This is a genomic window from Candidatus Magnetaquiglobus chichijimensis, assembly GCF_045865675.1.
Classification (GTDB): domain Bacteria; phylum Pseudomonadota; class Magnetococcia; order Magnetococcales; family Magnetaquicoccaceae; genus Magnetaquiglobus; species Magnetaquiglobus chichijimensis.
This window is the reverse complement of the sequence record NZ_BAAFGK010000002.1, coordinates 442,535-467,559: the sequence shown is the minus strand read 5'-3', so window position 1 is coordinate 467,559 and position 25,025 is coordinate 442,535. Positions and strand designations below refer to the sequence as shown.

The window sequence follows — 25,025 nt, the reverse complement described above, 5'->3', positions numbered from 1 at the left end:
AATCCATCCGACAAGGATTGAGAATCAGTATTATAATCATTGACAATTCCCGACCCATGGCAAAAAAAAGATTCAATTCCCTCGCAAAAGGGTCTATCATGGAATATAAATAGGCAAGGGAACACTTGATCATTCAACCCCTTCCAACAGATCGAACACCCGCCCCAGCCCCCCCAAAAAACGAGCGGTAATCACGCAATGAACGCATGGCGAGAGCAACTCAAAAATCACGTCAACACACTGGAAAAGCTCGAAAAATTCATCAACGTCACCCCTGCGGAACGGGAAGCCATTCTCGCCCACAAACACACCCGCTGGGGGACTACCCCCTATTTCGCCAGCCTGATGGACAAGGATGACCCCAACTGCCCGATCCGCAAGCAGGTGATCCCCTCCATGCTCGAGTTCCAGAACGAGTTGGGCATGGAAGGGTATCTGGTCTGGAAAGAGAACCGGAGCACCGAGGAGAAGCGTCCCGATTCGATCGCCCGCCAGTATCGCGACCGGGTGGCCTTCGCGGTGACCCAAACCTGCGGCATCTACTGTCGCCACTGCTTCCGGCGCGAGGTGACCATCGACAAGGTGCTCAAACTGCGCCTGGACGTGGACGAGGGCCTCAACTGGATCGCCGACCACCCGGAGGTCCGCGACGTGCTGATCACCGGCGGCGATCCCCTGCTGCTCAACGACGACGAGATCGAATACATCCTCCGCCGGCTGCGGGAGATCCCACACATCGAGATGATCCGCTTCGGTTCGCGCCTGCCGGTGGTGCTGCCGCAACGCATCGATGCCTCGCTGATGAAAAAATTGTCCGGATATCACAAGGTTCCCATCTGGGTCAACACCCAGATCAACCACCCGCGCGAGATCACCGAACTCACCGCCCGCGCGGTCTATGACCTGACCACCTGCGGGATCAACGTCGGCAATCAGGCGGTGCTGCTCAAGGGGATCAACGACACGGTGCCGGTTTTCCGCGAGCTGCATCAAAAACTCTTGAGCATCCGCGTGCGTCCCTATTATCTTTTCTATTGCGAGGCGGCACCGGGCATCGATCACTTCCGCACCCCGCTGGAAAAAGGCTCGGAACTGATCCGCGATGCCCTGCGCGGTCACACCACCGGACTGGCCCAGCCGCTCTACGTGATCGCCACCAACATCGGCAAGATCTCCCTTCTGACCAACGATGCGATCGTGGACAAAAACGAGACCCGCTATCTGCTCAAGAACCACGACGGACGCTTCACCGAGATGCCGGTGATCCCGGAGTGACAGACCCGCGCGCACCAATGCTGGAACATCGCGCTGAATGAATTTCGATTGCACGAGATGGAAGCTCATGGATAACGCTCATCAAACCGCCCAAACCCCCTCCACCCGCCGCCCGCCGCGCGAGCCTCTGGCCATCATCGGCATCGGCTGCCGCTTCCCCGGCGGATCCCACAGCCGGGCCGAATACTGGCGCATGCTCATCGAAGGGCGCGACGGGGTGATCGAAACCCCGCCGGAACGCTGGAATCTGGGTCGCTTCGCGGATACGGATCCCAACCGTCCCGGAAAAATGCCGGTACGCCACGGAGGGTTTCTGCAAACCAACATCGACGGCTTCGATCCGCTCTTCTTCGGCATCTCGCCCCGCGATGCCCAGGCCATGGATCCGCAACAACGGCTGCTGCTGGAGGTGACGTGGGAGGCATGCGAGGACGCGGGTCTGGACATGGAGCGGCTCAACGGCTCGAATACCGGGGTCTACATCGGCGGCTTCATGCAGGATTTCACCGCCATCACCTTGAGCCCCCTGAACCGGCTCCAGCTCAACAACAGCTCGGCCATCGGCGTGAACCTGGCCATGCTGGCCAACCGCATCTCCCACGCCTTCAATCTGCTCGGCCCGAGCATCGCCATGGATACCGCCTGCTCCTCGTCGCTGGTGAGCTTCCATCAGGCCTGCCAGGCGGTGTGGAACGGCGAGTGTTCCATGGCCGTGACCGGCGGGGTCAACCTGATGATCCGACCGGAGTACAACATCGCCTTGCACAAGGGGCAGTTCCTGGCCGCCGACGGACGCAGCAAGAGCTTCGACGCCCGAGGGGATGGCTATGGACGCGGCGAGGGGGCCGGCATCGTGCTGGTGAAACCGCTCTCCGCGGCCCAGCGCGACGGCAACCACATCTACGCCCTGGTGCATGCCACCGGCGCCAACCAGGATGGTCACACCAACGGCATCACCGTGCCGAGCGGTCCGGCCCAACAGGCGTTGATCGAAAAGGTGTGCGCGGATGGCCGGATCGATCCGAAACGCATTCGCTACATCGAGGCCCACGGCACCGGCACCGCCCTGGGCGATCCCACGGAGTGCAAGGCCCTGGGCGCGGTCTATGGCCAGGGTCGCCCGGCGGATCAACCCTGTTTCGTCGGTTCGGTCAAATCCAGCATCGGTCACCTGGAAGCCGCCGCCGGCGTCGCCGGACTCATCAAGGCCACCCTCACCCTGGCCCATGGTCAAATCCCGCCCCAGGCCAACCTCCAGGAGTTCAATCCGCGCATCCCCTTCAACGAGCTGCGCCTGAAGGTGGCTCGCACCGCCCAACCCCTTCCCGAGGGCGACGGACCGGCCTTCGTCGGGGTCAACTCCTTTGGCTACGGCGGCACCAATGCCCACGCGATCCTCTCCCAGGCCCCGGAGATTCCGGCCCGTCCAACGGTCGCCGAAGACGGCAAACCCTGGCTGATCCCCCTTTCGGCAGGCTGCGAGGGGGGGCTTAAGGCCCTGGCCAAACGCTGGCTCGCGCTGTTGGAGCAGGAAAACACCCCCGCCCTGCCCCACCTGGGACGGGCCGCCGGCGTCCACCGCACCCATCTGGATCGCCGCCTGGCCATCGTGGCCGACTCCAAGGCGAGCCTGATCGAGCAACTCAAGGCGTTCTCCGCTCCGGACGCCCTGCCCCTGTCCGCCACCAAACTCAACGCCGGGCAGGTCCGGCGCCCGGTCTACGTGCTCACCGGCATGGGTCCCCAATGGTGGGCCATGGGGCGGCAACTGCTGGCCGAAGAGCCAATCTTCCGGCAGACCGCCGAGACCATCGACCGGTTGTTGCAAAAGGTCTGCGGCTGGTCGATCCTGGAAGAGATGAGCCGTCCGGAGGCGGAATCACGCATTACCGAAACCCAGTTTGCCCAACCGGGCAACTTCGTGGTGCAACTGGGTCTGGTGGCCATGCTGCGCGCCTGGGGGGTGGAACCGGCGGCCATCGTCGGTCACAGCCTCGGCGAGGTGTCGGCAGCCTATCTCGCCGGCGTCTTGAGCCTGGAGGACGCGGTGCTGGTGAGCTATCATCGCAGCCACCTGCAACAACGGGCGGTGGGCGCGGGACGGATGCTGGCGGTGGGGCTGAAACCCGACGAGTGTCCGACGGTCCTGGCCCCCCACGGCGGCAAGGTGGTGGTGGCGGCGATCAACAGCCCCAACGCCACCAATCTGGCCGGCGATGCCGAGGCACTCGAAGCGATCGCCAGCGAGCTTACGGAGCGAGGGGTCTTCAACCGCTTCCTGCGGGTGGATATCCCCTATCACAGCCCGGCCATGGACCCCTTGAAACCGGAACTGCGCACCGCGTTGCAGCCTCTGAATCCCCGCGTGCCCACCCTGCCGCTCTACTCCACGGTGACGGGCAAACAGGTGACGCAAGCCAACTGGAACGCCGATTACTGGTGCGACAACCTGCGCGAACCGGTGCTCTTCGCGGCGGCGATTCAATCCCTGATCGCCGATGGGTACGGTCTGTTCATCGAGATCGGCCCGCATCCGGTGCTGGGCACCTCGATCAAGGAGTGTCTGACACACGCCGGCGCCCCGGGCGAAACGTTGTTCACGTTGAATCGCGGCAAGCCCGAGCGGGCCACGGTGCTCGACTGTCTGGGCAAGCTCCACACCTTCGGCTATCCCCTCGACTGGAGCCGGCTCTATCCCGAATCTTTCGAGCAGCATCTGGAACTGCCTCTTTATCCGTGGCAGCGGGAACGCTACTGGCCGGAGAGCCAGGCGGCGCTGTTCGACCGGCTCTACCAGGTGGAGCATGCCCTGTTGGCCCAACGGGTCAACACCCCCTCGCCGGCCTGGGAGAGCCAGATCAACATCGACCTGGTGCCCTTCGTGCGCGATCACCAGGTGGAAGGGTCGGTGGTCTTTCCGGGCGCGGGGTATGTGGAGATCGGACTGGCGATCCACCGCGCCTTGAACGACGATGCCCCCTGCCTGTTGGAGTCGCTCCGTTTTCATCAGGCCATGGTCCTGGGGACGAGCGGCGACGTGCAGTTGCACATCGCCTTTGATCCGGGTCAGCACCGCTACACCGTGCACGGACAGCGACAGGATCAATCGGATCGCTGGTCGCTGCACGCCTCGGGGGTGATCTCCTCGGAGGGGATCGGCGAGGCCGGTCATCTGGATCTGGGCGCCATTCGTCGATTCTGCGCCGAGAAGGTGGACATCGACACGGTGTACGCGCAACTGGATGGCATGGGACTCCATTACGGACCCTGGTTCCGGGGATTGAAGCAATTGATGCGCTGCGAAAACGCGGTGCTGGTCGAGGTGGCGGCCCACGACGCCTGGAGCGCGGCGGATGACGCCTACCGGTTGCATCCATCGTTGCTGGACGCCTGCTTCCAGGCATTGATGGTGACCATGAAGGCCGATGCCGGGCTCTATCTGCCGGTCGGGATCCAGCGTCTGCGTTTTTACGCCACGCCGACCACCCCCTTCTGGTGCCATTTGCTGGTCACGGAGACCAACGACCGTTTCATCGAGTGTGACCTGACCCTGTGCGACCGGGATGGCCGGATCTTCGTGGCGCTGGAGAAGCTGCGCTGCAAGGCGCTGCCCAAAGGACAAGAGGAGGACGATGCCGCCCATCTGGATGCCTGGCTCCATGGGCTCGCCTGGGAGCCCCAGGCCGAACCGCTCCCTTCGGGGCTGCTCGCGCCGGAGTCGCGTGATCTGCCGATTCTGGTGCTGGAGGATGCCGGCCAGACCGGCGACGCGTTGGCCAGGGAGTTGACCGGACGCGGCGCGGCGCGGGTGGTGCGGGTGGTGCGCGATAAGACCCTCGCCCAACTCGACTCCCCCCATCCGGATCTGATCCGCATCCCGAATCACCACCTGGAAGCGGTGTTCCATCAAACCGGCCCATGTCGGGCGGTGATCGCCCTGTGGAGCGACTTCGACGCGACCCAGACGACCGATCCGGTCGGCATCCGGTCGGTCAACGACACGTTGAGCCTGATCCAAACCCTGACCAAGGGTGAGAACCCGACCGGACGCGCCCTGCCCCCGCCGCGTCTCTATGTGGTGACGCGCGGAGCCCAACCGGTCCATGACGGTGCACCCCTCTCCGGTCTGCATCAAGCCGCGCTGGTGGGTCTGGCGCGGGTGAGTTTGAGCGAACAGCCCAATCTGCGCGCCACGGTGCTCGATCTGGATCCCCGGGAGGAAACCGGCTCCCTGGCGGCCATCGCCGTAGAGGTTCTGGCCGACTCGGCGGAGAGCGAAGTGGCCTGGCGCGACGGCGAACGGCTGGTCAACCGGATGGTGCGCGAGGCGTCGGCGGTCCTCACCCAGAACACCCAGCCGGTCACGGACGATCCCACCATGCGCCCCCCCTTCGCGCTGGAGATCGGACGTCCGGGAGCGCTCTCCTCGCTGCGGCTGCGCGCCTGCGAACGGCGTCCGCCCGGTCCAGGCGAGATCGAAATCGAGGTGCATGCCGCCGGCATCGGCATGCGTGACGTGTTGCGCCTGACCCAACGCGATCCGGAGAGCGGCTCGGCGAAGAGTTTCTTCGGCGATGGCATCGGCATGGAGATCTCCGGCGTGGTGGCCCGCACCGGTCCCGGCGTCACCGCGCCCAAACGCGGCGAGGCGGTCCTGGCGATCCTGCCGGGTGGATTCCGGTCGCATGTCACCTTGCCGGTCAAGTCGATCTGGACCATGCCGCGACCCGCCGGAATCGGCGACGCGGCGTGCGGCGGGCTGCCGATGGCCTTTCTGACCGCCTATTTCGGCCTGTTCCGCTCCTATTCCGGCTCGGGGGAAAAGGTTCTGATCCATGGCGCCCATGGAGACATGGGACTGGCCGCCATCCAGGTGGCCCAGTGGCGCGGCGCGGAGCTCTTCGTCACCGCCGACTCGCCGGAAAAGCGCAAGTATCTGCGCTCCCTCGGCCTCAAACATGTCTTCGACAGCCGTTTCCCGGTCTATGTCGAACAAATCATGGCCGCGACCGATGACCACGGCGTGGATGTGATCTTCAACACCCTGGGCGGCGAGGCTGGACAGAAGAGCGTGCAGGCCCTGGCGCCATTCGGACGGTTCGTCGAATTGGGCGAGTTCGCGGCCCGCAAGGATGCCACCTGGAACCTGGCCAGCGTGGAGCGCAACGCCAGTTTCATGTCCGTGGACCTGGACCATCTGGCCCGGCGCAAGGATATCATGCCGGCACTGCTCGAGGAGATCTCCGAGCAGTTCGCCAACGGCACCTTCAAGCCGATCCAGACCCACGTCTTCCCGGCGGACCGGGCGGGCGAAGCCTTCGAGCACGTCCAATCCGGCCAGCTCGGCAAGGCGGTGCTCGACATGCGCGGCACCGGACCGATGACCATCCTCCCGCCGCGTCAGGAACCACCCCTGTTCCACGCCGACGGGAGCTATCTGATCACCGGCGGTTTCGGCAGTTTCGGCCTGGAACTGGCCTTCTGGATGGGCAATCAGGGGGTGCGACAGTTGGTTTTGACCGGTCGCAAGGGAGCGGCCTCGGAGGAGGCCAGACAGGCCGTGGCCCGTCTGGAGGCCCAGGGGGTACGGGTGATGGCCGTGGCCATGGACGTGACCAACGCCAACGAGGTGAACCGGCTGATCCAGCGCATCGGCAACGCCATGCCACCGCTGCGCGGCGTCATCCATGCCGCCGCCGTCCTCGACGACGGCCTGATTCCGGATCTGGATCCGGTCCGCATGCGCCGGGTGCTCGAACCCAAGGCTCTGGGCGCCTGGCATCTTCATCTGGCCACCCAATCGTTGCCGCTCGATTTCTTCGTGCTGTTCTCGTCGGTCTCTTCCCTGATCGGCAATGCCGGCCAGGCCAACTACGTGGCCGCCAACGCCTTCCTCGACGGCCTGGCCCACGCCCGCCGCGCCATGGGCCTGCCCGGCACCAGCATCAACTGGGGGGCATTGGGGGAGGTGGGCATGGCCGCACGCGACAAGGAGGTGGAGCAGCGTCTGCGGCGTGGCGGCATCCATCCCATCGCCATGGCCCAGGCCTTGAACGCCTTTGCCCGGGTGCTGCGCTGGAATCCGGCCCAGTTGGGGGTGTTGCACGTCGAGTGGGAGAGCTTTGCCCAGGTGAATCCCGGCGCCACGCGGGTGCCACGTTTTTCGCCGCTGATCGCCAGCGATGCCCAGGCGGGTCACAAGGGAGGCTCCCAACTCCGGGGAGAGCTGAACGACGCTCCGGAAGGGGCGCGCCGGGATCTGCTGGTGGATCACATCCGCGCCCTGGTCGCCAAGGTCTTGGGCATTCCGAATCTGGAGCGGGTGCTCCCGCATGTGCAGCTGTTCGATCTGGGCATCGACTCCCTGACCGCGGTCGAACTCAAGAACAAGCTCGAGGCCGAAGTGGGACTCTCCCTGGGCTCGTCGCTGGTGTTCAACTATCCCACCATCGACGCCCTGGCCAACTTCCTCATGACCAGCCTCTTCCCGGACACCGGCGAACAGACTGTCCCGACCGATGCCGCGCCCGCTCCGGATCAGGCGGTGGCGGCGCTCTCCGACGACGAGGCCGAGGCGTTGTTGTTGCAGGAGTTGATGAGCACCATGGCGCAGATCTCCTGATCCAGGTTTCTTACGCACCATTCCCAGGTGTTCAGCCACCGTAATTACGCCCACCAGGGGTTCATAGATTTTTCCCCTGGTGGGATCCAAGGGCAAGGCCCTTAGGATTGTGACTTTAGACTTTATATTTGTTATTATTAACTTTTTTTCGTTTCCATACCTTAGTGTCAGCCTTTAACCTTTATCCTTTGACGCGCTTTACAAAAGCGCATTTCTCTTAATCAAAACGGACGCGCTCGCCCCACCGGTCACCTCGGGGTGGTGCCTTGGCCCATCCACAGTTTGGCGATCTGAAATAGGCACAGGCCGCCTCATCCTATCTGCTCCATTCCAAGAAAATTCAACATCCCCAAAGGTATTTGATCCCATCCCCATGCATCCCCGATCTGAAACCGAACCAACATGAATTTTCATTGCAAAATTAACTCCAAAACATTATTATAAATATAATGCCAAGATGTTAATTGTTAAATGCTTTTTTGATCAGTATTGCTAACATCTAAAAAATTGGATCCATGCGACATGAAACCTTGGGAAAAAAGATTGAAGGATTTATCAATCGATCTTGAGTATTGTTTCCGGAACTATATGGAACCAGACATGTTTAGAAAAAATACAAATAATTTTTTACAAACATCTCGGACAGTAACTTTTATTATTCAAAAGAACAAAGAGTCAATCCCAAATTTTGATGTTTGGTATACAAACGAAGTTAGAAATGCATGGGAGTCAGACGAAGTAATGACGTGGGCCAAGGACGCACGAAATGTTATAGAAAAAGAAGGTGACCTGGATTTACATAGTTCTCTCAAATTGTCACTCATTTTCTCTCATCTTGAAGAAAAAGACATCATTATTAATACTGAAAAATCAGAGCTATTAAATGCAGGCTTAAAAAAATTAGTACGCTTTACCCAAAAGAATCTACCTACTGGAATTTCAAAATCTGCTGTAATCAAAATTGAAAGACAATGGGTTACATCATCTCTTAAACAAAGAGAATTATTAGAAGCTCTTGTTTATGTTTATGCACGAATTTTTGATTGTTGTAGAAGTCTAGCGGATCATCTAAAAATTTATTTAGATAAAAGCATTAAAAAACCTTTAGAGTTAAAAAACTTATTTGAAAATAACAATCGCATAAAATATCTCAAACTTAATAATAGAAAACAATATTCTGTGAAGTCAGAATCAGTTCGTTTATGTCGTAATTTCAAGCCAAACCAGGTTTTTATTGATGCGCACAATAGCAATAAACTGCAATTGACAAATTTGGAAAATATTTTTGAGTTCCATGTTACGACGGCCGAAAAGATATTTCATAATTACGGTCATCATATTTCAATACTATTTTTATTTAACGAAAACTGGAAGCTTGTAGATTTTATTGGTACACAATTCGAAGATCATTCTGATAAATTTATATTTTCGAGATATATTGCAGATAGAATAATTACGCTAAAAGCTTTTGGTCTCGTTTGGATTTCAGAAGCCTGGGTACGATCTTTTCCTGGCAATTATACAAAGGCAATTAAGGACATGCCGATTACAGGTGAACTCTTGAGCGTGGATATTATTGATGGAGCAGGCAATCATAAAAGAACAGCTTGGAATATTATAAGAGCAATCAACGATAACAGCCTAGACCTCAATAAAATAGAAGACAAAGACAACCATCAATCCATTTATTCTTATTTTTTAACGCCTGCAACGCGAGCACTAAAAAATAATAAGAATGCAAAATAATTAAAAAACCATTATACTTCCGGGGATACAATACCAAATTGGAGAGAAAATTCCGTAACCGTTCAGATCAGTCATCAGGCTGTCTGATACTTTCTCGATTCCGTTGTCTGGATGGTTTTTATCATGAAAGTTGCTTGGCAGGGTTTGCAATGCCGTCGCGCGCTTGCGCATTTTTCGCAAAAAAAATGCGCAAAATGCTTATTATAAAAACGATCGAAAATACAAGTCAAAAAAAACGTCCCAAGGGCTTTGCCCTTGGATCCCACCGGGGGCGATAATCGCCCCCGGCCCCCGTGATCATGGGTCTGAACGGTTACGATCTGGCGAACCGCATCGGCTCTTGATCACCCCAACAACAACCCGTTCAAACGGCGCACGAACTCCGCCGGATCCTCCAACTGTCCACCTTCGCTCAACAACGCCTGGGCGAACAACACATGGGAGAGATCGTCGAAACGCTGATCGTTGGTCTCCCCCTTCAACCGCCCCACCAGAGGATGGGAGGGGTTGAGTTCCAGGGTGCGTTTGGTGTCCGGGGTCTTCTGACCGGCTTCGCGCAGAATGCGCTCCATTGAGGCGGACAGATCGTGCTCGCCGCTCACCAGACAGGAGGGGGAGTCGGTCAACCGGTTGGTGATGCGCACCTCCTTCACCTGCTCGCCCAACCCTTTCTGGACCCGCTCCAAAAGATCCTTGAACTCACCCTGTTGTTTCTCCAACTCCTGCTTGTCGGCCTCGTCCTCCAGCTCGCCGAGGTCCAACCCGCCCTTGGCCACGGACTGCAACGGCTTGCCGTCGAACTCGTGCAGATGGGTCACCAGCCACTCGTCCACCCGGTCGGAGAGCAGCAACACCTCGATCCCCTTCTTGCGGAACACCTCCAGATGCGGATGGTGGCGCGCCGCCTCGAAGGATTCGCCGTTGACGAAGTAGATCGCCTTCTGCTTTTCGCGCATGCGGGAGACGTAGGCTTCCAGGGAGACATCCTGCACCTTGGAATCGGCATGGGTGCTGGAGAAACGCAGCAGCTTGGCCACCCGCTCGCGGTGGGCGAAATCCTCGATCACCCCCTCTTTCAGCACCACGCCAAAGGTATCCCAGAAGGTCTGGTACTTCTCGGCATCGTTCTTGGCCAGATCCTCCAGCAGCGAGAAGATCTTGCCGGTCATCCCTTTCTTGATGGCATCCACCGCCGGGTTCTTCTGGAGGATCTCGCGGGAGACGTTGAGGGGCAGGTCGGTGGAGTCCACCACGCCGCGCACAAAGCGCAGGTAACGCGGCATCAGATCCTCGGCCCCTTCCATGATGAAGACACGACGCACGTAGAGCTTCACCCCGTGCTTGCGATCCCGATCCCATAAATCATAAGGCGCGCGCTTGGGAACATACAACAGCACGGTGTATTCGTACTTGCCCTCGAGCCGGGCATGGATGTGGGCCAGAGGCTCCTCGAAGTCGTGACCAACATGTTTGTAAAACGCGTTGTACTCCTCTTCGGTTATCTCCGACTTGGCGCGGGTCCAGAGCGCGGAGGCCTTGTTGACCGTATCCCATTGCGGGGTGTCGTCGGATTCGGGTTTCGTCTCCTCTCCGGCCTCCTCCTCCTCGGGCTCAAACCCCTTGGACTGAAGCATCAGGATCGGCCAGGGCACATGGTCCGAGAACTTGCGCACCGTGGAGCGCAAACGCCAGTCATCGAGAAAATCCTTCTCCTCGGCCTTCAGATGCAGGATCACATCCGTGCCGCGCGCCGGCTTGTCGATGTTCTCCAGGGTGTAGACCCCATCTCCCGCCGACTCCCACCGCACCGCCTCTCCGGACGACAGACCGGCGCGCCGGGTCAACAGCGTCACCCGATCGGCGACGATGAAGGCCGAATAGAACCCCACGCCAAACTGCCCGATCAGATTGGCATCCTTGGCCTGGTCGGCCTGCAACGACTGAAGGAACTCCCGGGTGCCCGACCTGGCGATCGTGCCGATGTTGGCTTCGACCTCCTCGGCGCTCATGCCGATGCCGTTGTCGGAGATGGTCAGGGTGTTGGCCTCCTTGTCGAAGGTGATGCGAATGGCGACCTCGGCATCCCCCTCGTACAGGCCATCGTTGGCGATGGCCTCGAACCGCAACTTGTCCGCCGCGTCCGAGGCGTTCGAGATCAATTCGCGCAGAAAGATCTCCTTGTTGCTGTACAGCGAATGGATCATCAGATCCAACAACTGCCGCACCTCGGTCTGAAACGCACGGGTCTGTTTGCCTTCCAACGTGCTCATGGGCTTGTCTGGCTCCTCATCCTGGGTTCACGAATCATCCCACCGCCTTATGCATCGCGCGCATGGCGATCACATGGCATAAATTTTGTCTTGATATGGGAACAGTCGCGTCTGGTTGCAAGAGGGGAGGCGATTTTTTCCCGCGTGCGCCACGCAATCGGTTTTGTTTTGGCGCAAAATGGCTTATCAATAGTCAGTTTCGCTCCGAATTTCGCCACAAGAGGTTCCGCCATGCTGCTCGCCAAATCCATCCCGCTGTTCACCGTGATGCTCGCCTTGCTCAACGGCATCATGTTCGGCCAGAAAACCTATCCGGAACTCAACCCGCAATCGCCGGTCATCGCCTTCATGCTCTCCTCCGGGGCCCAACTCACCTTCACGGTGGCCGACATCCTGATCATGCTCGGCGTGGTGTCGCTCTACATCGAAATCTTCAAGGCCACCCGCTCCGGCACGGAGTCCATCGTCGATCATCTGCTCTCCATGATCGTGTTCGTCTGTTTTCTGATCGAATTTTTGATCTACAAACCAGCGGGAACCACGCTGTTTCTGACCATCACCCTGATGTCGCTCCTGGACGTGGTGGCCGGCTTCACCGTGACCATCTCCACCGCCCGACGGGATATCGGCAAATCGTGACAAGGCAGAAAAGAGCGCGCCGAAGCGTCATCAGGTGTCATTCTTGATCCTGATTCAGAACAGCAATCCGGTCGGCATACAAATTTTTCAGGCCAATCAACGCATCCCTCACGACTGTTGATTCAACAGCATGCGATTCTCCCTGGAGCGGGTTTCGCCCACCGAGGAGACACGAATGGCGGCCAGATCGGTCACCGGACACTTGTTTTCGCACACCCCGCAACCGATGCACAGTTCCGGCTGCACGAAGGGCCGTTTCAGGGCGACCTTGCGACCGTCGCGTCCGCTGACGGTGACCGATTCGTACCAGATCGCCTTCGGCGAGGTGGGACAGGTCTCCTCGCAGACGATGCACGGCACATCCATGGCCCAGGGAAGGCAGCGTCCCCGGTCGAAGAAGGCGGTTCCAAGCCGGACCGGTTGGGTGAAGGGTGGCGCGCCAACCTTTTCCGCGACCGAAAGCGGACGGATCGCCGCCGTGGGGCAGACATGGCCGCACAGCACGCAATGGTGTTCGCAGTAGCCGACCGAATTCATCAGGATCGGGGTCCAGAGCCCCTCAAAACCGGCCTCGAGCAGGGCCGGTTGCAGCACGTTGGTGGGGCAGACGCGCATGCAGAGGCCGCATTTGATACAACGGGCGAGAAATTGCACCTCGGTGAGTGAACCGGGCGGACGGATCACCTCGGGCAGTGGGGCGGAGCGGGCCGAGAGCGACCCCTTGGTCATCGGCACGGCCACCACCGAGGCCAGGGCGATCTCGACCACCCGGCGGCGGTTGAGATCGAGCGGTTTGCCGATGGAGCTTTTTTCTCCGGCCAGGCCGTAGTGCAACGCCTGGGTTCCGCACGCCTCGATGCAGTTCATGCAGAGGTGGCATTCGGTGACGCGCACCTGTCCATCCGGATCGGCGGCGCCCTGACAGGCGCGCAGGCACTGTTTGCAATGGTTGCAGCGTTCCACGTCGCGGCGGATTCTCAGGATCGACCATTGGGAGAGTACCCCGAGCAGCGCGCCGAGAGGACAGAGGGCGCGACACCAGAAACGGGTGATGAAGCGGTTGGCCAGCAGGATGGCCAGCAGGATCACAGCGATCAACACACCGCCGTGGAACACGGTGGATTGGGCGAAGATCCCTCCCCCGGTCACCCGATCCAGCGCCGGCAGCACCGAGAGCGCAAAGGATCGGTAGATCAGGGCGATGGGGTCGAGCAGACCGATCTGCAACGCGCCAAGGATGGCGAAGATCAGCAGGGCGACGAGCAGGTAGTATTTCAGCCGGTAGAGCGGGCGGTAGCGGTTCTCTTCCCAGTTCTCCACCGCGCGGCGACGGTTGAAAAGGTGGCTCAACCCCTGATTGAGGATCCCCAGGGGGCAGACCCACGAACAGAAAAAGCGCCCCAGAAACAGCGTGGGAATCAGGATCAGCAACGCGAAGGCCAATCCTTTGTACAACGTCTGACTGGTGAGAAAACCGGAAAGGGCGGTCAAGGGATCGATCTGCAAGAACAGGCCGACCGCGTACCCCTTGAGCCGCTCGAACTCGGCGCTCCACAGAAAAAAGGCAAAAAGCGCCAGCGAAAATCCCGCGTAGACCCGCCGCACCCCGCGCAACCCACCCATCGTCAGACCCCTCACCCCACCTGAAACTGCGCGACGTTCAGTTCGCGCCAGGACACCTGCCCGAGTCCCCGCGCCTGGGCCATGGCCAGGAAGGGTACGGCCTCGGGGGTCAAATCCAGAAAACCGAGGCAGAAACTGTCGAGCGCCACCTCGTCCAACGACGCGATCAGGGTCTCCTCGCGCACCACGTCCGCCGGATTGCCTCCGGTGGGACCGTTGCGTTTGAGCACGCGGGTGGCGTCCATCACCGTGAGGGTCGGTCGCACGGCGGCGGCCAGATCGACGATGGAGTCATGGATCGCCTGATGGAGCCGGTTGCGTTGTCCGCCGATCACCCCATACCAGTTCTTCATCGCCAGGGTGCAGCCGGAAAGGGAGTGGTGCTTGACGATCGGCAGGTTGATCACCTTGTCCACTTCGTGGAAAAAGCGCGCCACCGGCCACACCTTCAACACCTTGCCACCCATGTCCGTGGCCAGAAAATCCTCCCGGCCCGGCAGGCGCACGTTGCCGCCGGCGTTGAGCGTGGCCGCCTCGATGCCGGAGCGGGCGAAACAGCGTTTGGGATCGTTGAGAGAGACATCGGTCACCCACACCGATTTGGCCCCGGCCTCCCGGCAGATACGCACCATCGCCTCGACCAACTCCGGACCGGTGTTGGCCGCCTGTTCCGGCTGGCGATCCCAGCCGACATTGGGTTTCAGGAGCACCCGATCCCCTTTCTGGATAAACCGGTTTACGCCACCCAGTTTATCGATGGCGGCCCGTGCCATGGCCTCGACCCGCTGACCGCGCGCCACCGCCATCACCGGATGGAGCGCATCGGGCGGGACGCGAAAATCCTTGAACCGCAGCGGTTTCACCTCCGGTTCGCGCACCGGGCGATCGCTGAAGGCCAGATAGCCGCCCGAGGCGAGCCCCACCGCCACCCCGGAAAGCCCGGCCACCCGGCGCAGAAAAGCCCGCCTGTCCATGGGCGGCTCGATCTTCTCGATGATCTCGGATCCCCGTTTTCGCTCGGCCATGTTATTGCACGCCTCCCCGCACCGGTTCCACGGGCGGCGATTCCCCGCCCGGTTGTGACCCGACGAACCTCTGCAACGGGCTCCAGGCATCTTCGAGCGGAAGACCGAAGGCTCCGATGAGGCGTTCGCCGGCACGCAGAAAGAACCACTCCCCTTCATACGGGTCGCGTACCCGATGGACCGTCAACCCACCCTTTTCGACCGTTTCGACCGGGATCTCCTCGGATTGCAGAAAGGCCGTCAAACGTTCCTCGATCTCCCGGCTCTCGACCTTGGATCCTCCGGCCTGGAACGCCTGCACCCCTGCCCCCTGCCAGACGAAACTCCGTTCGACTACCTGATTAAAAAAATCCAGACCCCGATACTTCTCCTTGATGAAACGGGTGGCACCCGCTGTCCCGAACTCAGGAAAGCGGAATCCGGTCATCATGGCACCCGGCGATTTTCCGGCTGCCGCGACCAGGCTTTTGCCGATCTCCTCCAGGGGGACGGCATCATCAAAGGCGGTCATCTTCACGTAATAGGGGCCCATGATGAAGCGCAGGCCACGGGGATCGCGGAATCCCATCTCCCCGATGCCGGCCTCCGGGCCATCGTTGTTCCCCTCGCCGGTGAGCACCCCGAAGGCGAAGAGCGGCTTGCCCATGTCGAACAGGTCCACCACCACGCGGGGTTTGTCCGCAGCCCCCGCATCGCCGTATTCACCAACCAGAAGCTCCTTGAACCCTGCCGAAAGGTAGTACTCGGCATGGCCGTTGACGTATTCGTGGAGATTCTCTTTCAAAAAACGCTGAAACTCGCCCTGACGCGCCAGGCCCGCCGATTGATCCGGAAAAAGTCCCATCAACGGGGAGAGGCGCGCTCCGGCCTTCTTGAAATCGAGCAGGCCGGAGTCGTAGCGTTGACCGTCCAGATAGATCAGGAGTGCGATCAGGGGGAGAATGGCGAGCAGCAGGATGCGTGCCCGGCGCACGGCGGGAGAGGAGAAGTCGGCGGTCATTCGGGAGTTGGACATCCGGCGCGATCCAGTGACGATTCATGACCCAAAAGTTCACGGGGTCCAGGGGCCAGGGCCCTCTGGTGGGGTTCGTTGCCAATCTTTAGTGGTTTACATTTTTTTTATTTTTTTTGTTTCTATTAATTTTAAATTTTAATGAAAAAAATTAAAATTAAAATTAAAATAGAGAAGAAAGAAAAGACGAAAATTCAAAAGCAGAACCTCGGAGGCGCTGCCTCCGAACCTCCGCCGGGGACCTTCGGTCCCCCGTCCCCTGTGACAGTTGGAGCCTGTTTGTCCCCCATCACCCGTTGGCACGCCTCCCCTTCTTCAGACTCGCCTCGGCCCGCCCGAGTTCCCGCCCCAAATACAACGCATGACCAATCTCCGACAACGCACAATCACGCACCAATTGCCGCTCCAACACCTCGGCTGTCGTGCCGGTATATCGATGCAACCTCTGCCCCTCGAAACGATGCTCAACCACAATCTCACCCCTCTCGGGATCCACCGAAATCACAAAATCCCCATGCGGATCCTGACTGAACCCATCCCCTTCATCCCGCTCCCGATTGCGAAAATCATGCACCGCCCGCGCACGCTCCAAACCGCCCCCGCCCGGATCGATGCTGATCGAATGGCTGATCACCGTCAACGCACCCGGCTGCAAACCACTCTCCACACCCAGAAATTCCTGAATCGCCATCAACCCATGCACATTCATCAACCACGCCTGCAAGGCATTGTGGGTGCGAAACTGCGCCGTCAAGGTCAACACCCCCTCGAAACGACGCACGAACAACGATACCAGACACGGATGACCCAACGCCTCGGACATCAAATCCCGCCCCGTGTCCCACAACGCGACAAAGGCATGCCGCGTGTCCGGATCCCGACGCAACATCTCCCCAACCCTGGCCAGGGTATCGCGCTCCTCGATGCCAAAATAACCCCGTAACCGGTTTCCATATCCATAGTGCTGGTCCGGAGGCAGACGCGGATCCAGAATCGCCGCCCGGTAACGCATAAACGCCTCGGGATCAAAACCATGTTCACGCAACACCGCATCCGATTCAAAAACCGGCTCACGAATGACCACCTTGAAATTCTGCAATTCCAACCGATCACCCTTGCCAGGCAGGGTCACCCGATGACCAAAACGATAGAGACGGTGAATCACCTCCTTCCAGGCCGCCAGAGGGGTGTTCGCCAGAATCTGATGACCACGCGGATCCGAGGGAAAGCGCGTCACCTCGAAGGTCGGCATCGCCACCTCGCGACGCGGCAGGCTCACCGGCTCCACGGGAGGAAGAGAGGCGAAGAAATCCCGAACGGCTCCATCGCTGCCCACCTCGCCCGGCTTGCCCAAATCCACCAGACGCAACCGACCCAGAAAATCCTCGGGGGTCACCCCATCGTCGAGTTTGTGGTTGGTGCCAACGATTCGGTGGACCACCCGGCCCAACAGCAGAGTCTCCTCCAGTCCGCGTTGAAAGAATCCCGTCAGACTCTCCCGAGACCCTCCCAGATCCACCCCCAGCATGGCGAGAAAACGGATCTGGGGGTTGTGAAGCAGATTGCGCAGCAACTCCGGCAACCCCTCGCCATACAGCGTACCCATCACCGCGATCCGCGCAGACTCCCCCTCCAGATCCACCGCCAGACGCGCCAGATGATCGCGCACCACCCGCACCGGCGACCACAGGGTGACGATCCCGACATCCCCGCAAGGATTGATGATCGTCAGGCGATCGCGATAATGCAGGGGAATGAACGCCATCGATCCGGACCTCATCGCAAAAACCCGACAAATGCCGCGCAGATGCCCGTCGAACCCTCACGCCAGCCGGTCAGCATGTCGATTATTTGATGACAAATCATGATTGGAACACCCTTTTTTTTCATCCGAGCCGTTGTAAAATTTGCAAATTCCACTTGCCGGAAATCCAGAATTGGGTTATGCTCATTATTGATTAAAATCAATACTGGCATCAAACAAACTTATAACATCGGGATGGTTCTCATCCAACATGAATTCCAGCACGACCCCCTCCGGATTCTCGCTCAAATGGCACCGCATGGTCCAGCGCCTGGCCTTGCACTCCATCAGTTTTCGCATCCTCGCGGTGGTCAGCATCATCGGCACCCTGGCCCTGGCCTCCCTCGGGGCGCTGATGATCCGCGACATGGAGAAAAACCTTTTCAGACAATACGAAAATACCATTCTCACCCTGGCCGAACACGCCGGCCAAGGTCTGCAAACCATCATGCTGGCCGGTTATGCCGACATCGCCCGCAACTACTCGGACAACCTGCGCAAGGTGCCGGGGTTGCTGGTCTTTCGCATTCTCAACCGGCATGGCCGCGAAGCCTTCCGTCCCGAAGGAGAGGCCGCCTACGAGGCCGACGGCGCGATTCTATCCGCCTTCAAGCAGGCCATCCACGATAAAAAACCGGCATCCTTCACCGAATCCGTCCCGGAAGGCGAACAACGCACCCTGATGATGCCGCTCCTCAACGCCGAACCCTGTCACGCCTGTCACGGGTCTGATCACGAAGTGCGCGGCGTGTTTCAACTCACCGTCTCCCTGGCGGAGATGGATCGGGAGATCTCGGCGGCGCGCAATCAGGCCATCCTCGGCACCATCGTCGCGGTGGGACTGTTTCTGGCGTTTCTCGGCTGGTATCTGGCCCGCTCGCTGCGCACCCCGTTGCAGAACGTTAGCACCGCCATCGAGGAGGTGGCCGGCGGCAATCTGATCAACCGCATCGATGCCTCGGGCCGCGACGAAATCGCCGCCATCGCCCATCACGTCAACCAGCTCAAGGGGAAGCTGGTCGATACCATCCGCATGATCAACCTCCAGACCGGTGGCATCACCGCCTTCATCCGTGAGGTCTTGAAACTCCGTTCCGCCATCGGCGCCGACACCTCCGGGATCCGGCAGCTCTCCGGAGAGGTCTCTGAGGAGAACGATCGTCTGGCCTCCGAAATCCACCACATGACGCAACTGCTGAATCAGTCGCTGGAAAACATCACCGCCATGGCCGAGGCCGCCGGAAAAGTGGCCGACGACATCCGCGTCACCGCCCGGAACGCGGATGATGCCAGCCGAAATGTCACCACCATGGCCGAAGCCGCCGAAGAGATGACCGCCAACCTCGACGAGGTGAACAACAGCCTCGATCAGGTGAGCCATTCGGTGGCACGGGTGGCGCGCTCCATCGCGGAGATGACCCACTCGTTGGCCACGGTCGGACAACGCTGCGAGATCGCCAACGAATCCTCCCGCACCGCCCATGAGCATGCCCAGCAAACCTTTTCCGCCGTGGATGAACTCTCCAACTCCGCCAACGAGATCGGCACCGTGGTCGGGATCATCCAGGCGATCGCCGAACAGACCAACATGCTCGCCTTGAACGCCGCCATCGAGGCCGCCGGCGCCGGGGAGGCAGGCAAGGGGTTTGCCGTGGTGGCCAACGAGGTGAAGGCCCTGGCCCTGCAAACCGGTCGGGCCACCCAGCAGATCTCGCTCAAGATCGAGGAGATCCAGTCCGGCACGGCCAACGTGGTGGAACGGGTCAAGGAGATCACGGTAATCGTCGAGCAGATCAGCTCGTTGAACAGCGAGATCCTCGAGGACGTGGATGGGCAGCACCTGATGGTTCGAGGGATCTCCGAAGCCATGTCCGAGGTCAACGCCGCCACCGCCACGGTGACCCTCAACGCCGACACGCTTCATCATGCCGCCGAGCGGGTATCTCTATCCGCCGCCGAGGCCGCGCGCGGCACAAGCGAAATCGCCGCCACCAGCTCCACGGTGGCCGGCTCGGCGGGACGCATGGCCGAGCAGTCCGACGCCGCCCTCCAGTTCGTGCACAAGGTGCTCTCCTCGTTCGTCACCACGGAGCGGGCCTCGGAAACCGTGCGCAACCGGATTCAGGACTCCCTCAAGGCCGTTGCGCGGCTGCACGGCACGGTGAACCACTTCCATGCCCTGGGCGACGTGGCCAGCAACATCTCCGATGCCCTCTACGCCGCCCAGTCCAGCCTGGATATCGGACCCGAACCGTTTGACGTGCGCAAGCTGAAGGAGGCCATCCTGAATGTCCTGGGACGACTCGAGCTGGCCGCGCACGGCAACGCCGCCCTGACCCTGGACGAACTCAACCGGATGTGCATCATCTGTTCCTGGGAGAAGGAGAAAACCCCGGTCTACGAGGGAAATCCGATCTTCACCCGTCTGCGCGAGGTCCATCAACAGATGCATCTCACCGGCGCCGAAATCGTGGCTCGTCTCGGCGAACATCAGGAGTCCGCCGCCACGGACGCCCTGCTCTATTTCCGGGCCCTGCAACGCTCCCTGTTCGAGCATCTGGACAAGCTCTATCTCGGCCACGACACGCTTGCCACGGATCAACCGTTGATCCTCTGGACCGGCAAGATGGAGGTCAACGTACCGACGTTGGACGCGGACCATCGCAATCTGATCCGCCTCATCAATGAGTTGTACGCTGCCGTGCAGTCGGGTCAGGGGCAGAAACTGTTGACCAAGATCGTCGATGAGCTTCTGACCTACACGCGCACCCACTTCGCCCGCGAAGAGCGGCACATGCAGGAGATCGGCTTCCCGGATCTGGCCATGCACCAGGAAGAGCATCGCCTGTTCGCCGAAAAGGCGACCGCCTATCAGAAGAAACTGGAGGAGGATCCGTTCGCCCTCTCCAGCGATGTGTTGCAGTATCTGCGCTCCTGGTTGACCCAACACATCCAGGGGTCGGACATGGCCTATCGGCGCCATTCCGAGGCGCGGGTCAAGAAGGGCAAGACGGCCTGATTCCTTCATCGAACGACCAGCGCGGGCACTCCCCGTGTCAGGCCTGGCGGGCGTTTCCGGCGTCAGGCCTGGCGGGCGTTTCCGGCATCAGGCTTGGCGGGCCGGCAACCACCGCATCATCTCGGAATTCCCTCTCCGCTCTCATCCATCCCATCCGCCTGCAGCTTGAACACTGCGATGGCCTGTTCCAGCTCCGCGGAGGCGGTCAGCAACTCGCCGGCAATGTCGCTCACCCGACCCGAGGTGAGCACACTGTCCCGCACCACCTGATCCAGCCGGCTCACCGCCTCGGAGATGTGGGCCGCGCCATCGTTCTGATGGCCGGAGAGCTGATCGATGCGCTGGACCTCCTCGGCGGTGCGGATGATCGCCGGCACCAGTTGATCCAGCACCTCCCCGACCCGGCGCGCCACCGACAGGGTGCTGCCGGTGATCCGTCCGATCTCCTCGGAGGCGGCGCGGCTGCGTTCGGCCAGCTTGCGCACCTCGCCGGCCACCACCGCGAAGCCGCGTCCCACGTCACCGGCGCGGGCCGCCTCGATGGCGGCGTTCAACGCCAACAGATTGGTCTGCCGGGCGATCTCCTGGATGATCCCGGTCTTGTCGGCCACCTCGGTCATGGCCGCGATCGCCTCGCGCACCGTTTTGCCTCCCTCGACCGCCCGTTCCGCCGCCTGACGGGCCACCTTCTCGGCCCCCTGGGAACGCTCGACGCTCTCCCAGATTCCCCCGATGATCACCCGCATGAAGCGGGCGACCTCCTCGGAGACCGAGGTGGTTTGACCGGTTCCGTTTTCCAACTGCTCGCGCACCCGCGAAAACGAGCCTATCCCCTCGGCCAAGGTTCGCGACTGCCCGCGCACCGCGAGAATGGTCCCCTCCAGGCTGTCGGCCATGGTGTTGACATGGCGTCCGATGCTCGACACCTCATCGCGGGCCTCGGCATCCACCTCCAGCCGCGTGCGCAGATCTCCACTGGCGATCACTTCCAGAACCGCGCTCATGCGCGACAGGGGACGGGTCACCTGGCGACGGAAGATCTCCCACAAGGCATACAGAAAAAGGGTCAGAAACACGATCAGGGCACCAGCCAACTCCCACCCCACACGTTGGATGCGGGACTCGGCCTCCCCGAGGGAGAGGGTCAGATGCAGCACCCCACGAACCTTGTGGTCCCCCCCGTGGCAAGCGTGGCACTCCGGTTTGTTCAGGAGCGGCACCCAGTAGCTCACCCTGGAGAAGCCATCGCCCCCCTGGCTCACCATGGAGACCGACTGACCGCCCTGCACGGCCTGTCCCATCTCCGGACCCACCTTGCCCGCGTCGAATTGAGAAAAGCCCACGAAACCGTTCTCACCCGGCGTGCCGCCATTCTCGTCGCGAAAGGCCTCCTTCCCGTCGAGCCGGAGCACCTGGAACCGTTCCACCCCGGCGACCCCCTTGAGACTTTCGGCGTACTTGCGGGCCACATCCGAATTGCCGCCCAGCATGATCGCCTCGATCCCCCGTACCGCGGTCTCGGTCAATTGCCGGATGTTCTGATCCGACTGCTCCACCATGCCGGCCTGCATGCGATACAGGGCGATTCCACCCATGCCGAGCAGGCTCAGGGATCCGGCCACTCCGGCCACCAGGAGCAGACGCAGGCCAATGGAGTCTCTCACCGCCGCAAACCGGATCATGTTCCCTCCTTGCCAACGCGCCCGATTGGAATTGATAAACATATATAAATCAAATAAAAAGCCACCACCCATCCGGACAAATCATTAGCATCAACCTTGATCAGGGTCAAGGCTGATTCACGCAATTCAAGAAAATTTAGCAGTTTTTTAATCCTTGCACCCCCATCAGGCCGGCGCGGACATCGGGAGTTCTTGCGGGGCGCCGCCATGCAGACGATAATGACGGTGGGCACGGGCGGCCAACTCTGGATTGTGGGTCACCAACAGCATCGCCGCATGCCAGCTTCTGGTGAGTTGGAACAACAGCTCCATGACCCGGCTGCCTGTCTCCAGGTCGAGGTTGCCGGTGGGTTCATCGGCCAGGATCAACGCCGGATGGGCCACGAAAGCACGGGCGATGGCCACGCGCTGCTGCTCGCCGCCGGACATCTCCAGGGGGCGATGATGCAGCCGTTCGCCGAGTCCCACCTGTTCGAGCAGACGTCGCGCCCGTTCACGGGCGTTGGCGGTACGGGCCAACTCCAGGGGCAAGGCGACGTTTTCCAGGGCGGTCAAGGTGGTGATGAGATGAAAATCCTGAAACACGATCCCCATCCGTTCGCGTCGCAGCCGTGCCAACTCCTCGTCGGAGAGTCCGGCCAGGGCCACGCCATCCACCCGGATCCGGCCTGCCGTGGGCCGTTCCAGCCCGGCGACCAGCGCCAGAAGGGTGCTCTTGCCGCTTCCCGAAGGGCCGGTCAAGGCGACGATTTCGCCCGGCGCCACCTCCAGATCCACACCGGAGAGGATCTCCAGATACCTCCCGGCATGTTCCACCGCATACGCCACGGATTCCAGACGGATCATGTTCAAGCCTCGTAATCGATCTATTTATCTGTTTTTTCTTGGAGTCATGCTCATGTTTTCCACTCCCGCGCACGCCGACGAAAGGCCGGTGATCCTCTGTCTGGGCGACAGCCTGACCGCCGGATGGGGGGTGATGCCCGGAACCGATTACCCCTCCATGCTGCAACAGCGTCTGGCGCAACACGGCTATCCGCACCGCGTGATCAATGCCGGCCTGTCGGGAGACACCACGGCGGGAGCGTTGCGGCGTCTGGAGTGGTCGCTGCGCGCCAAGCCGACCCTGGCCATCGTGGTGCTGGGCGCCAACGACGGCCTGCGTGGTCTGGATCTGGATATCATGAAGGAGAACCTGTTGCAGATCAACGCTATGTTGAAAAGAACCGGGGTAGGGATCCTGCTCGGTGGCATGCGTCTGCCGCCCAATTACGGCGGCGGCTACGAGGAACGGTTCGCGGCGATCTACCCGGAGGTGGCCGAGGAGAGCGGTGCCGACCTGATCCCCTTTTTCCTGGAGGGCGTAGCCGGCAATCCGGTCACGAACCAACCCGATGGCATCCATCCCACCAGCGCCGGGTATCGGGTGATTCTCGAGACGGTGTGGCGTCATGTGCTCCCACGACTGGGACCCGCCCCCGATCGTTGATCGGAAGCGACAGGCAGAAAACGCCGCATCCCCAACAGGATCCCCGCGCCCAACTGCACCAGGATCAGCAGGACATAGATCACCACCGGCGTCCAAACCCCGTCCCGCATTCCGGAGGCGGCGTTGAAACGGAGAAAATCGGAAAAAAACAGCAGATGGATCCCATTAATCCCCACTCCGGCCAAGGCAGGCATCAACCCGGTTCCCCGAGCCAGAAACGCCAACACGCCAGGCACCAGGGTTCCATAACCGCCCACCAGGGGCACGAACACCAGCAACACCGACAACCCCAGAATCACATATCCGAGCATGCCCACCGATCACCCTCCCGAATGAGATCAAGCCCTATATCCCCCACCTGATAAACCCGAATATAGGCCATTCCTGGGCAGCGAGCGAGGGAAATCACGAAAAACCCTGCTTTGGAAAGGGCCAAGCCTTGAAATCGCGAGCCAAATGGCGCAATCTTAGGGAGACTTGTCTCATGGACCGCGCGCCCGAGCCAACCAGCCCCGACGCCTTCTTCCAACCAGGATGCACTGCCATGGCCAACCAGGCAAACCGGGAAAAACTCCTTCGGTTCCTCAACACCATCAAACGCCCCGACTCGCGCATGGATCGGATCCACGATGACGACGGCCTGATCAAATCCGGACTCATCGACTCCCTGGCCATGCTGGAGATCATCGCCTTTCTGGAATCCGAATTCGGCATCGACTTCTCCGAAACCGGTGTCGATCCCGTGGAACTCGAATCGATTCACAAAATCCTGGATCTCATTGACAGACAAGCGAAATGATTTCCAGAGATCTTTACCAG

The 25,025-nt window shown here is 60.4% G+C and carries 16 protein-coding genes; 7 read left to right on the top strand and 9 right to left on the bottom strand.

The window, feature by feature from the left end:
- Positions 1–198: 198 nt before the first annotated feature.
- The 3 genes from ACOY6C_RS03920 (at position 199) to ACOY6C_RS03910 (ending at position 9,643) form a co-directional block, all read left to right on the top strand.
- The gene (locus tag ACOY6C_RS03920) at positions 199–1,275 is read left to right on the top strand and encodes a KamA family radical SAM protein (RefSeq protein WP_420904169.1); all 1,077 of its coding nucleotides are present in this window, start codon (positions 199–201) and stop codon (positions 1,273–1,275) included.
- A gap of 67 nt (positions 1,276–1,342) precedes the next feature.
- The gene (locus ACOY6C_RS03915) at positions 1,343–7,897 is read left to right on the top strand and encodes an SDR family NAD(P)-dependent oxidoreductase (RefSeq protein ID WP_420904168.1); all 6,555 of its coding nucleotides are present in this window, start codon (positions 1,343–1,345) and stop codon (positions 7,895–7,897) included.
- 522 nt (positions 7,898–8,419) lie between these two features.
- On the top strand, positions 8,420–9,643 hold the full coding sequence (locus ACOY6C_RS03910) for a hypothetical protein (RefSeq protein ID WP_420904167.1): 1,224 nt from the start codon (positions 8,420–8,422) through the stop codon (positions 9,641–9,643).
- A gap of 344 nt (positions 9,644–9,987) precedes the next feature.
- On the opposite strand, the gene htpG is transcribed toward ACOY6C_RS03910, so the two are convergent.
- Entirely contained in the window at positions 9,988–11,913 is a 1,926-nt protein-coding gene (gene htpG, locus ACOY6C_RS03905) for a molecular chaperone HtpG (protein ID WP_420904166.1), read from the bottom strand.
- A 231-nt stretch (positions 11,914–12,144) separates the two neighbouring features.
- Between htpG and ACOY6C_RS03900 the strand changes: the two genes are divergently transcribed.
- Positions 12,145–12,552 carry a hypothetical protein gene (locus ACOY6C_RS03900; RefSeq protein ID WP_420904165.1) on the top strand — a complete coding sequence of 136 codons (408 nt, stop codon included), beginning with the start codon at positions 12,145–12,147 and terminating at the stop codon, positions 12,550–12,552.
- A gap of 108 nt (positions 12,553–12,660) precedes the next feature.
- Here ACOY6C_RS03900 and ACOY6C_RS03895 read toward each other — a convergent pair whose 3' ends face one another.
- The 5 genes from ACOY6C_RS03895 to ACOY6C_RS03875 all read right to left on the bottom strand — a co-directional run bounded on the left by ACOY6C_RS03895 (position 12,661) and on the right by ACOY6C_RS03875 (position 18,189).
- Positions 12,661–14,175 carry a 4Fe-4S binding protein gene (locus ACOY6C_RS03895; protein WP_420904164.1) on the bottom strand — a complete coding sequence of 505 codons (1,515 nt, stop codon included), beginning with the start codon at positions 14,173–14,175 and terminating at the stop codon, positions 12,661–12,663.
- 11 nt (positions 14,176–14,186) lie between these two features.
- Positions 14,187–15,200, bottom strand: a complete 1,014-nt coding sequence (locus ACOY6C_RS03890; RefSeq protein ID WP_420904163.1) for a DUF362 domain-containing protein — start codon at positions 15,198–15,200, stop codon at positions 14,187–14,189.
- A 1-nt stretch (position 15,201) separates the two neighbouring features.
- Positions 15,202–16,215, bottom strand: coding sequence for a DUF6599 family protein (locus ACOY6C_RS03885; protein WP_420904162.1), 1,014 nt, complete (start codon positions 16,213–16,215; stop codon positions 15,202–15,204).
- 286 nt (positions 16,216–16,501) lie between these two features.
- Positions 16,502–17,977 (bottom strand): DUF4346 domain-containing protein, encoded by a 1,476-nt coding sequence (locus tag ACOY6C_RS03880; RefSeq protein ID WP_420904161.1) that lies wholly within the window; start codon positions 17,975–17,977, stop codon positions 16,502–16,504.
- An 11-nt stretch (positions 17,978–17,988) separates the two neighbouring features.
- Positions 17,989–18,189: a hypothetical protein gene (locus ACOY6C_RS03875; RefSeq protein WP_420904160.1), complete on the bottom strand. Its 201-nt coding sequence runs from the start codon at positions 18,187–18,189 to the stop codon at positions 17,989–17,991.
- Between the two features lie 38 nt (positions 18,190–18,227).
- On the opposite strand from ACOY6C_RS03875, the gene ACOY6C_RS03870 reads away from it, so the two are divergent.
- A complete protein-coding gene (locus tag ACOY6C_RS03870; protein WP_420904159.1) occupies positions 18,228–21,035 on the top strand; it encodes a bacteriohemerythrin in 2,808 nt (935 codons plus the stop codon).
- A 116-nt stretch (positions 21,036–21,151) separates the two neighbouring features.
- Here the strand turns inward: ACOY6C_RS03870 and ACOY6C_RS03865 are convergent, their stop codons facing one another.
- Positions 21,152–22,717 carry a methyl-accepting chemotaxis protein gene (locus tag ACOY6C_RS03865; protein ID WP_420904158.1) on the bottom strand — a complete coding sequence of 522 codons (1,566 nt, stop codon included), beginning with the start codon at positions 22,715–22,717 and terminating at the stop codon, positions 21,152–21,154.
- A 165-nt stretch (positions 22,718–22,882) separates the two neighbouring features.
- Positions 22,883–23,563 carry an ABC transporter ATP-binding protein gene (locus tag ACOY6C_RS03860; RefSeq protein ID WP_420904157.1) on the bottom strand — a complete coding sequence of 227 codons (681 nt, stop codon included), beginning with the start codon at positions 23,561–23,563 and terminating at the stop codon, positions 22,883–22,885.
- Between the two features lie 52 nt (positions 23,564–23,615).
- On the opposite strand from ACOY6C_RS03860, the gene ACOY6C_RS03855 reads away from it, so the two are divergent.
- Complete coding sequence (locus tag ACOY6C_RS03855) at positions 23,616–24,206, top strand: arylesterase (protein WP_420904156.1); 591 nt, start codon at positions 23,616–23,618, stop codon at positions 24,204–24,206.
- On the opposite strand, the gene ACOY6C_RS03850 is transcribed toward ACOY6C_RS03855, so the two are convergent.
- Complete coding sequence (locus ACOY6C_RS03850) at positions 24,167–24,517, bottom strand: hypothetical protein (RefSeq protein ID WP_420904155.1); 351 nt, start codon at positions 24,515–24,517, stop codon at positions 24,167–24,169. The two genes, ACOY6C_RS03855 and ACOY6C_RS03850, sit on opposite strands and share 40 nt — an antisense overlap.
- Before the next feature lie 233 nt (positions 24,518–24,750).
- Between ACOY6C_RS03850 and ACOY6C_RS03845 the strand changes: the two genes are divergently transcribed.
- Complete coding sequence (locus ACOY6C_RS03845) at positions 24,751–25,005, top strand: acyl carrier protein (RefSeq protein WP_420904154.1); 255 nt, start codon at positions 24,751–24,753, stop codon at positions 25,003–25,005.
- The last annotated feature ends 20 nt before the right edge of the window (positions 25,006–25,025 follow it).